The organism is Pseudomonas sp. St290, assembly GCF_018325805.1.
In the GTDB taxonomy this organism is placed as follows: Bacteria; Pseudomonadota; Gammaproteobacteria; order Pseudomonadales; family Pseudomonadaceae; genus Aquipseudomonas; species Aquipseudomonas bijieensis.
On the sequence record NZ_AP014703.1, the window covers coordinates 3959341 to 3971713 of the forward strand.

Sequence of the window (12373 nt, forward strand, 5' to 3'; positions counted from 1 at the left end):
ATTCAACCCCCAGGAACGATTGACTTCACAACAATTGACGGTTGGACAGGTAACTTACCGGGGAGGAACGCGCCCGGCGTCACATCGCGACCGAGTGTACTCGTCCAGTTAGTAGACCAGTCTCGGAGTAACGGATAGTCAGTTAATATCTTGTTCGGATGAACAAAGCCAGGAATATTTTTCGACGTGGTGTAGCCATCAGTAAGCTGGCGGCTTTCAATGAAAAAATCGATATCGCTTTGCGGTCCGAACGCAGTGCCTTTGGTCAAGCTAAAGCCAGTAACGGAACTACCGCGAACACCAATGGTGGCATCGGTAATACCGCTCTGAGTGAGCACATCTAGAAGGTCTTGCGCCGCAGCCGTGAATTGCGTCTCAGGATTAAACCCAAGAGGGACGGTGCGCGTGGCGCCGTTTATCGGAACCCCAATGAGACTAGGTACATCGTCATCAATCAACTGAAAATTTGACGAGATAGAGAAGCGACTATTGCTTCCACTCAAGGCTTCCGACTGCACCACCCGAGAAAGCGCAAAATCCACCTTACTAGAAAACCAAGCCGACGGCGCAAGCAGCCGGCCCGCAAACATTCCGCCTGGAACCGCCGCCGAGGCTGCCAGCACGTCCTGGTTCGCCTGCTCAAACGTTCGTCCGCTTAACTCTGCCCATCCAATAGGAATGGCATTAGCTCCAGCCCAGATAGCATTGACCCCGAGGGCAACACCGTTGTGAATCACGGAGTTAAACCCGTACGCCATGTCTAGCGCTAAATTACCCGTATCGAAACGGGTGGGATTGGTACCCATCAGATCCGTATCTGCATACACTCCGGCGGAGAACAACGGTTCACCCACGTCGAAGACAGCTCGCCGCAGGTTATCAGGCAATACTCCACCGTTCTTTTCAGCTTCACGAGCGAGATGAGCAACTTCCGCGCTCGTCAATGTGTCGGGTAATTGCCCGCTATCCAACATCTCTTGAAACTGGTTGGTAGCAAGCGACGCTGAAAAATCATTGGAAGGAATATCGCTGTTTTGTTCTGTAGAGCGTGCCTGCTCCCATCTCTGGAAAGCACCATTAACAGTTTTTTGACGCTCACTGTCACCCGATCTCGGACCAAAGAAATTGCCATCCGGCAGAGACGCCTCAATCAAACCATTCCCTATCGCGTTACCAAAGGCATCTGCCGCTACGTCTGCGTAGTCCAGCTTGCCCCCCTTACCAATCAAGGCCTGCACGCTAGAACTGACCTGGGCGCCAATGACCCCGTTCATGAAGTTGGATTTGAAGTTATCGGTAGTCAGGCCCAACCCTTTGCTGATCCGAGCGGTGGCCACCGAAGCCAGCGCCGACGTGGCGATTGAGCGCCAGCTGAAGCTGGTATCCAGGCCGACAATTTTGCTGGCCCCGTAGTTACCGAAAGAGTTCAGTACCGCAGCAGTGGCGATTTTTCCATAGCTGCCTGTTTGCGCCAGTTGCTGGGCAGTCTGGCCGCCCGAGACCAGATTACCAACTCCAGCGCCAATGCCTGCGGCGAGTCCTCCCATGGCGACTTGCCCCCAGGAAAAACCGTCTGTCACTCCCATGGCGTTACCGGCGAGTTGGGCGGCAGCGCTGCCCGCCATGCCTCCCACCACCGCGGCGCCGAAACCAGCCCAACCTGCCGCACCGCTGAGCGCGGCGACCCCGGCCCCAGCAATAGTCGCACCTCCAGCAGCCCCCACTGCCACCAACGCCGCCCCTGCCGTAAACACCGTCGCCACCACAGCCACCACCACCATGACGACGCTGGCGAGCCCTTTGCTCTTCTTTTTCTTCGGCTTTGGCGGTTGGTAGATCGGCACCGGCGTAAGATCGCCAGTCACTTCGTTTTGATCATAGGCCTTGAAGGTGTCGGCGTTGTTGGCATTACTGCCGGCAACGTTGGGGATGATCAAGCTTGTGCCGCGATCCAAAGCATCACCGACGCCTAATCCATTAGCGTCGGCGATGAGGTACCACATGCTCGAGTCGCCCCAAATTTTCTGGGCAATGCCCTGCAGAGTGTCGCCCTCAACGATCACGTAACTACCAGACGTGCGCGGTACTTCGTCGGGCGAGACAGATGCGATGGTGTCGTAGATCTGCGGTGCACTGTTATTGCCGACACTTGCTAGCATGTTGCCGTTATGGAGGACATAACGCTGAGAAGTAAAATCGTAGTCCGTGCGCACGGTCAGTTGACCATTTTGGTCCGCAGCAAAATATCGCATAAAATTCGCTTTCCCGCTCGCACTCGCCATACGCAGCTCGCCGCGAGCGCCGTAGGACATGGTTGTCAGGCCATTGGTTCCGCTATTAACAGTTGCCTGGATCTTGCTCTCCTTCCATGCCTCAAACCCTGTAAGAGTAGTGGAGTTCTCCCCCCACATGGTCCGGCTACCGTTCTTGTCGTATACGCTATAGCGATAGTGAACAGAACGTCCCGCAGCGTTATATCCCACGAGGGAATCACGCTCCACGCCATCAGCACCGATCTTTCGTGTTTCGTTGAAGAACGTGTATTGAGAGGCCGTCCAGCTGCTGCCGTTCCAGCGGGTTACCAGCTGATTATTGAGCTGTCCATCTCCACGATAGGTGTAGGTGGTACGGGTGCGCTCACTACCATTGACATCCTCTTGGGAAATGCGGTTATTGCGTACGTCATACTGGGCACTGAATATCTGGCTGGCCTCGCCGAGCAGCGCCCCATAGGACGTATCGGGGTTAGTCGACAGGTTTCGGATCGAGGCCCGCTTGGTGGTGGTGAGCAGCGAACCAAGGTCATTATAGGTGTAGTTATTCAGCACATATTCGTGACTGGGATAACCAAAGAAATCGATAGTTTTTACATATTCTTCGGAAGACGTTCGATTACCTGCAGCATCGTATGTATAAACCTTACCCTTCCCTTTACCACTTATGACACCGGCGGCCACTTGCCCCCCACTGTTGAGGAAGCCGTCCTCGACCAATACTCGGCCTTCCAGATCATATTTAAACCAATTGTCAATTACCGTGCGTACGCCCTTCTGGTTGGTAGTATCCATTGCGACACGACGCCGATTGCCCAACCCGTCATAGCTATACGTAAGGGCATCAATACGAGCGGTTTCAGCAGGAGTCGACAAATCAGTACCGGCAGGCGCCTTAACTCCTATCAGCCTTCCCAATGCATCATATTTGTAGAGCGTTTCATAGTTACTATTGAAGATACTTGAGTTCACCGTGAAGCTGGCGGAGTTGAATTCACGTACTTTATTCCCGGCCAGATCATATTCCGATCCCGTAGCCGACCAGTTATCTGTGGGACCCTCGATCACAAACTTAGTCAAGCCATTGGCAAAGTATTGGTAGATTTTGTCAGGGCCTCCGGCGACCTGCTCTTTAGCCACCTCACCAAAAGCATTGTAGGTATAGGTATAGGTATGTCCGCCCCAGTCCTTATGCCCAACCAATCGAGACACATCCCCTGCCGAATACGTCCAGGTCTTGGTGCTTCCCATCTCGTCTTGTTCAAGGGTCTTGCGATTGAGCGCATCGTATTCATAGCTGAACATCACCCCTGACTCGTTATTGCTATGGGTGATATTGCCGCGCTCGTTATAAACCGTGTATCGGGTATTCCCCGCCACACCGGACATATAAGACGCGCCTTGGCGAGCATCTTCCACGTTCTTCAGGGTTTCCGCCGTCTCCGCTGTGCCACTGATTTCCGCATACAACCGCCCAGCCTGGTCGTATTTGTTGGTCAGCAAGGTGACCTTGGCGCCGCCACGGATGATGCCGTGGTTGATCTGCCGATCCATGGCATCGTAGCCGTCGACCAGCACGGTGCCCAAGGCGTCTTGGGTAGCGACGCGATTGCCATGGATGTCATAGCGGTATTGCCGTGAGTTGCCGAGAGCATCAACGTCTCGAGTCAGTTGACCGACCTGGTTGTAGACATGCTGGCGAGTACGCAGCAGGGTGTTGCTAGCCACGCCAGTATAGGGCCCGACCAGATCGGCTTCCTGGATCAGTTGGCCGAGGATGTCGTAGCGCTTTTCGTGGATCAGGCTGGCACGATAGCCGGTGCCATTCTCGCGCAGGATGTCAGTGACCGGCAGGGTTTCAGTGAGCACCTGATTCGCGTGGTTATAGGTGTAGCTAGTGACGTAGCCCCGCGCATCGGTACGACTGAGCACGTTACCCCAGCGATCGAGGGTCTGTCGGATGATCGGGGTGCTCAGGGTCAGGGTGGCGCTGTTCAGGGTGTCGGCGCCGAGGTTGGCCTCGAACGCGGGCAGGTGTTGCTCGAAGGTGCGACCAAGCACGTCGTTGCGCATGTAAGTGATGCGGTCGTCGGTGGTGATGCTCCAGTCGCCCAGTACCGTGCTTTTGCTGACTTTTTCGGAAAGGTCATACTTGAACGCGGTGACATTGGTCGCGTTGCCGTAGGATTCGAGCCGACCGACCTGGTCATAGTTGAAGATTTCTACGGTGCTGCCATTGACCTGCTTGCGGGTGACTTCACCGAAGCGGTTGTAGAGTGCGCTTTCGCGCGCGGACACCTTGGTGTCCCAACCCACGGTGTACCAGTCCTCGGTGGCGATCTGTTGGCCGAGCGCGTCGTACTCGAAGGTACGGCGGGTCGTGTGATTCATCGCCATTGGCACGCCAAACACTGTAATCCAGGCGCTCATCGTGACATCGATTTGTCGGGTTTCTTCAATGCGCCGGCCGGCCACATCAACCTTGTAGTTCTGCGCCGAACCCGCCGCGTCGATCTCCTGGATCTCATGCCCGGCGGCGTCGTAACGAGTGCGGGTGATCTGGCCCAGGCCGGCCTGTACATTGCCGGCACTGTCGGTGCCTGCCGCGCGAATCTCGCGGATTTGCTGCCCGAAGGCGTTGAGCAGGAGCGTGGTGGTCGGGGACGCGATGACGTCGGCATTGGCAAAAGGGTCGACCACGCCGTTCTTGGCGGTGGCCCGTGCGGGCTCGGTGACTTTGATCACCTGGCCAAGGGCGTTGTAATCCGTGCTGACGACGTTGCCTTGGGCGTCAGTGACGGTCTTGACGTTACCCACACCATCGTAGGTGTTACGGCTGAGCGACAGATCAGCGGTCACCAACGTGGCACTGACCGCTCCCGTGGTGGCGTTGATGCTCTGCTGCCAGAAACGCGCGCCCTCTATGGTGGTCTGAGTGAGACGGCCCATGGCGTCGTAGCTGAAGCGAACGCTGCGGTCGTTAACGCTGGCCGTCGGCGCCGCCGGTAGAGCATTCTCGTTCCAACTGGCGAGCTTGGTCGCGTAGTCGATCTGCCGGGTCAATTGACCGAGAGCGTCGTACTCCATGCGGGTGTAATAACCAAGGGCATCCACACTGCCGATGCGCTGGCCGCCCATATCGTAGTAGTACACAGTGCTGGCGCCGGTCTGCACGGTGGCGCCGCTGGCGTTGCGCGCCACCTGGGTCTCGCGCACCAGTTGCCCGAAGGCGTCATAGCTGTAAAGCGTGGTAGGCGCCAGGTTGGTCAGGGTTGAGGTGGCGACATTACCGGTGAAGGTGAACAGGCCGACGATATTCTTCTGCACCGCGGTCTTGCGCCCGAGGGCGTCGTAGCTGGTGATCAGCGTACGGTCCTGGGTGGCGTCGGGGATCAGCGTGGTGGCGGTGACATCGGTCGCGAGGTAATAACCCCTGGCCGGCACGGCCTGGGTCAACGCATTGGCGTAGCGGACGGTGCGAGTGGTCTGGCCCAGGCCATCGTAGGCATAGGCGGTTACGCCCTTGAGCCCGTCGATGTCGTAACTGACCCGCCCCAGCACGTCGTAGACTTTGTAGCTGTCGACGAAATCGGTGGCGGCCACCCCGCTGTTGTTGACCCGCACGCGGTTGCGTACCGCGTTGCCGAGGCTGTCGTAGGTGACTTCGGTGCTGACCTGGAAGGTATTGGCGGTGCCATCCGAGGCCTGTTGGTAGCGGCCGTTGAGCTTGTTGTACCAGCCTGGGCTGGTGGTGCGGATCTGCCGGCCGACGGCGTCGTAGGCATAGGCGGTGGTGCGCGCCTCCGTCAGTTCGTCCAGTGCCGGATCGGCGGCAACGCTGGCCCGCAGGCGGCCTTCGGTACGGCTGGTGACATTGCCCAGGGCATCGTAGGTATTGCTGGTCACCAGGTAACGACTCACCGCCGACACCACGCCGGCCTCGGTGATGCTGGCTACGGCGACCGCTGGTGTGATCTCTTCCACCAGGCGGTTGAGCGCGTCGTAGTTATAGGTCCAGACGTGGCCGTTTTTATTGGTCAGGGTCTTGCGGTTGCCCACTGCATCGTAGGTGTAGGACTCGACCTTGCCTGCAGCGTCGGTCACGGTTTTTTGTTGACCAGCGGCGTCGTAGGTGTAGGTGGTGGTGCGGTCAACAGTGCTCTCGGGGCGCAGCAGGGTTTGTAGCTGTTCGACGCTCAGGGCATCGCTTGCGCTATGCACGCCGTTGACGCCGGCCACGGACCAATTCGTCTGACCAGCACTGATGTTGGCATTGACGTTCAGTACTTGGCCCGTGGCCGTATCGATCAGCTCCAGCGAATCGACTTCGATCAGGCGGCTGGGATCACCGCTGCTGTCGACGCCATAGTTGTACAACAACAGGGGCACCGCACTGGCACTGCCCTCGATGAACTTGTTGCGGTTGGCCCCTCCACTGTTTGGGCTGGTGCCGCTGATGGTGCCTTCGAAAGTCTGCCAACCCATCTCTGGTGTCAGCTTCACTGCCGAAGCGGCGTTATAGGAATAGGTTCCCCCAGACGTGTTGGCGAGCTTGTTGCCAGCACTGTCGTAAGTCACCACGCCGGCATAAACCAGGCCTTCTCCCGTCACTTGGCGCAGCTTGACCCGCACGGTGTAAGTCTTGGCCGGGTCGATGGCGATCTGCTCCAGCCCGGTAAAAATACCTGAGTTGCCCTTCAGGGAAAGCGTCGCGCCGTCACTGCTGCCATACGTCGGTCGTTGAACACGGGTGGCGTATTGAACGGTCTGGGTCAGTCGCCCGTTGGCATCGTACTTGTTCTCGGTAACACCACCCTGGGCGTCGATCACGTAGCGCTGGCGACCCACTGCGTCGTAAACGAATTGGGTGTGCCGGTCATCGCTGTCCGGACGCAACAGCGTCTGGACATGTTCGGCGCTAAGCGCATCGCTTGCGCTGTGCACACCGCTGACTGCGGACCAGTTTGCCTGGCCGGCACTCGCGTTGGCGTTGACGTTAAGGACCTGACCGGTAGCAGTATCGATCAACTCCAGCGAATCCATTTCGACCAAGCGACTGGGATCGCCGCTGCCGTCGACACCATAGTTGTACAACAGCATAGGAACCGCGCTCGCACTGCCCTCGATGAACTTGTTGCGGTTGTCTCCCCCACTGTTCGGACTGGTGCCACTGATGGTGCCCTCGAAGATGCGCCAACCCATCTCCGGCGTCAGCTTCACTGCCGAAGCGGCGTTATAGGAATAGGTGCCTCCAGACGTGTTGGCGAGCCTGTTGCCGGCGCTGTCGTAAGTCACCACGCCGGCATACACGAGACCTTCCCCCGTGACCTGGCGCAGCTTGACGCGCACGGTGTAGGTCTTGGTCGGATCGATGGCAATTTTGTCCAACGAGGTCAACAGACGAGAGTTTCCGGTCAGGGACAGCGTCTGACCATCGCTACTACCCACCGTCGGCACCTGAATCGGCTTGGCATAACGTACCGTCTCGACCACCCGGCCATTGGCGTCGTACTTGTTCTCACTGACATACCCCAGGGCGTCGACAGTGGCACTCACACGACCGGCATCATCATAGACATACCAGGTGCTGTTCCCCGCCGCATCGACCTTGCGCGTGACCTGATCGTTGGCGTCGTAACTGTATCGAGTGGTCAGGTTCAGCCCGCTCGGGTCTTGGCGTTCACCAGTGCGCCGGCCCAGCTTGTCGAATTCATACAGGGTGATCTGCTGGCTGGGGCTGGCCACCGTGCCGCGCATCACCTGCACTTGCTGTCCCACACCGTCATAGCTGTAGCTGGTGGTGAGCTTCAGGCCGTTGGGATCCTGAGTCACTGTCAGCACCTGGCCTTTACGGTCGTAAGCGTAGTCGGTGACGCGTTGCTCGGTTTTCCCTTCCGCGTCGACGACTCGCACCTGGCGTCCCTGGCCGTCAAAGCTATAACGGGTCACGCTGTTGTTGGCATCGGTGCGTGTCAGCACGCGGTTGGCAACATCGTAGCCATAGCGGGTGATCCGGCCCAGGGCGTCGGTCACGGTGAGCAGTCGCCCAGCCTCGTCATAGGCGTTGGTGGTGGAGCGGTTCAACGCATCCTGGGTGGTGACGAGCTGACCGTCCTTGTTGTAGCTGTAGCGGGTCACTGCACCGGTGCCATTGGTGATCGTCAGGGTCTGACCATGACGGTTCTTGACGGTGACCACACTGACGCCGTCGGGCGTGGTCACGGTCAGGCTGCGTGCGCTGTCGTTGTAGGCGTAGGTGGTGACTTTGCCCAGTGCGTCCGTTTGCTTGAGTACTCGACCAAAGGCGTCGTATTCGCTGGTCTGCCCTTGGTTGAGTGGATTCTTTAGCGTAATGACTCGGCCATTACTGGCATAGGTGGTGGTGCTGACCTGGCCCCGGCCGTCGGTCTGGCTGATCACCCGGCCGAACGCGTCATAGACCGTGGCGCTGCTACGGGCCAAGCCGCCAACATCGTCGATACGGCTAATCTGTTCGCCACGCTTGTTGTAGGTGATGCTGCTGGCGACCGTATTCCCCGTGGAGATCGTGCGGGTGACGGACGTCTGATTGCCGTAGGCGTTATAGCCATAACGGGTCACGTAGCCCAGGGCATCGGTCGTGGACGTCAACAGGCCACGGTTGTCGTAGTCATACACACGCCGATTGTCATTGGCCGCGTTGCGGATCGCTTGCACCAATGTTTTCAACTGCGCATTCAACACCCCGCCCGACAGAGTGGCAGTGTCCGCCGCGGCCAACCGACCTGTGAAATCAGTCCGCTCGCGAACATCACCAAAGGCGCTATAAACCGTTTCGCTAACCTCGCCCATTGCGTTGACGACGTGAGTCAGGCGCCCTGCCGCGTCATAGTAGGACGACGTCCGGTTACCCACTGCGTCAGTGACACTGGCTACCCGTCCGGCCGCATCATATTGATAGGTCAAACCGTACTGCGCATAGATCGCAGCCACTTCGGAGGTGCTCATGCCAGTCGTGATGCGCGCCGACGCTTCACCGAGCAGCTTGCCAATGGTTTGCCCAAAGGCGTCATAACGGGTGCGAGTGCTGCGTTCTTCGGTGGTGCCCTGGGCTTGGGTTTCACGCACCAGGCGCCCGGCCGAATCGTACTCATACGCCGTGGCCGTGCCATCGGTGGCGACACGCAGGGCTACGCGCCCTTGATCGTCAAACGTCGTGGTCGCGGTTTGTGCCGCACCCGCCACCACGCCGCTCTTGATCGTTGCAAAGGTTGTCGCAGCGGAAATCGCGGCGGTATAGGCCGTGGCGTAACGAATGGTTTTCTGGGTATTGCCCGCTTCGTCGTACACCGTTTCAGTGACGAACTGCTTCTCATCGACACTGCCGATTAGGCGACCGGCCGTGTCGTAGAAATACCAACTCGTCAGATCACCTGCGGAAGGTGGGCGCAAACTGACGAGGGTGCCGGTGGCCCGATTCGCGAGCACAGTCGCATTCGCATAACGAATGCTCTGTGTCAGCCGACCTGCGGCGTCATGACGGTCTTCACGCAGATAGCCTTCAGCATCCAACTGGCCAATCTGATGCCCGCTGGCGTCATAGAACAATCGGGTGGTGCGATCACCGGTCTGCTGGGTGATCAGTCGGCCTTTGCCGTCATAAGTGAAGGTGGTCAGCGTACCGCTGGCATCCGTGCTGGTGCTCAGTCGGCCGGCATTGTCATAAGACCAAGCGGTGAGACGATCCGCAGAAGCGCTCGCCGGACGGACTTCATCAATCTGTTTTTTGAGCACCACGGCACCGTTGTACCAGGCCGAGGTATCGACCAGGGTTGCGTAGCGTTTTTCCTGGACACGCTGGCCGGCGGCGTTATAGCTGTACTCAGTCACCGCGCCGAGGCCATCCACCAGGGCACTGACCCGCCCGGTTTCGTCGTAGAACGTATAGCTGCGAACGCCTGTCGCATCCTGAACCATGACCTGCCGCCCGGCATCGTCATAGATATACGACGTGGAACGCGATGCCTGGCCGGCGGCGGTCTGTGTCAGGCTGATCAGTTGACCTTTAGCGTTGTAGGTCTGCGTAACAGTCAAACCTGCAGTGTTGGTGACCGCCACGGTACGGTTGGTACCGTTGTAGGCATTCGTTCGGGTGCCAGCCGAGTCAGTCTGACTGATCACGCGCCCCAAGCCATCGTAGACAACCGAGCTGAGGGTAATCTTCCGGCTGCGGTCTGCCGCACGGACTACAAGCGTCTGCAGAAGTTGACCATGCTGGCTATAGACGTACTCGGTTACGCTGGTGCTGCTCTCCTGGATACCGGTGCCGGCAGCACTGACCGAGCCATAAGCGACCCGACGACTCAAATTGCCACGATAGTCATAACTCAGCTCGGTGAGGGTCGAACGGGTGCGATCTCGCGAACCGGCCCAGGTCACCAGTTGCGACTCGGTCAACACATCCTGCGGTGCAAGCCCGGCCACCACGAACAAGGCATCACCGTAGGCGATTTCCTGGGTTCTCAACCCCTGGGTGTTGTAGCGGTACTCCGTGACCTGGCCACGCCCATCGACCATGAAGCGCACCCGATTATTACTGTCGTAGGCCAATCGGCTGACCTGGGCGGTGCTGGCCGGCGGCTCTGTCCAAACCCCGGTGGTGGTGTTCAGGGTCGCTGTCGCGGTGTAGCGGATCTCATTGAGCAACTGATTATCGGCGCTGTAGCTGCGAGCAACCATGGCCCCCGTCGCATCGCGCTCCAACAGCACGTTACCGTTCACATCGTACTGGTAGGTGACGGCGTTGCCGCGCCCATCTGTGACCTTGATGACATTGCCGTCCGAATCATAGGCATAACGCGTGGACAGGCGCTGCCCATCCACCGCCGGGGTCTGCACTTCGATCAAGCGGTCGTTGGTATCGTAGAAGTAGCTCCACTGCTGGCCGGAGCCATTGAGCACATCCGTACGGTGATTGGCGGTGTCGTAGCTGAAGGTGGTGGTACCCGAACTGTCGGAAACCGTCTTGACCCGGTACTCGCCGTCCAGCAACTGATAAGTGAAGCTGACCGAGGTGCCGTCACTTTGCACGACACTGGCGATACGGAAGCTGGCCCCGTCGTAGGTGTAGTCGGTGCGGTAGACCTTGCCATCGGCAATGCTGTTGTCTTCCGGACTCAGGTCGGTACTGACATTGATCAGCCGTCCTTGAGCGTCGTAGCCGTAATACACCTGCTGAGTCAGCGCACCGCCCGCAGCGTTGCGCGTGTCGACGCGCTCCAGCTTGCCGGACGCGTTATAACTCAGCACCAGTTCCTGACCGGAGCTGTCCTTGACCGAGTTCAAGCGTCCATTGGCATCGTAGCCATAGCTGATTTGCGTGCCGTTGGCGTCGGTGACCGACAGCAGCCTGCCAGTGTCGTCGTAACGTTCGACGAGACGTCGGGAGCCGTCAGTCCAGACCATCTGACCGGCACCGGCATCCCAGGTAATCGTGTCATGGGCACCATCGCCCTCAGTCGATTGATAGCGACTGCCGTTCCATTGATAGACCGTCTGATGCCCGTCGCCCGTGGTACGGGTCACCTGGCTGCCTGCAGTGTTCACGGTGCCGGTCAACAGCAGGCTGCGTTCGCCGTCCCAGCGCCAGCCATCGGCATCGCCATCGCTCAGGCCGCCCTGGGTGTTGTAGGTGCGGGTATGCAGCAAATCCTGGCCCAAGCCGGACAGTTGCTCGTCGGTAAAGCGCAGCACCAGGTTGCCGTTGCTGACGTTGACCAACGCCTGTCCCCCGGCCTGGCCGAGATTACCCTGGCCACCGACACCGCTGCCCCCCAACGAATTCACCGAAGCATTGAACAGCCCTAATCCATTACCGGCGACGATGGCGACCATGATTCCCTTAACTCCCCGACGAAGCTGAGCCGCCCACGCGGCTTAAACTTAGCTGCCGGTACAACGACCAAGCAGCGCTACTGTCAGTGCTTATGCTCGGTTTTCGAAAAAAGTTTAGGGGGGATGGAAAATATTTTATGAAGCACTGAAATTGGCTGTTTAACGCATGACAGGCCGCAGCCATCAAGGCAATAATCGCTCGGGAGAACCGCCGCTCCCTTTCTTCC

General features: G+C 58.6%; 1 protein-coding gene. It reads right to left on the reverse strand.

The features are described 5' to 3' along the window. Nucleotides 1–2: 2 nt before the first annotated feature. Nucleotides 3–12098, reverse strand: coding sequence for an RHS repeat protein (locus tag PBDP_RS17350; RefSeq protein WP_212801038.1), 12096 nt, complete (start codon nucleotides 12096–12098; stop codon nucleotides 3–5). Between the last annotated feature and the right edge of the window lie 275 nt (nucleotides 12099–12373).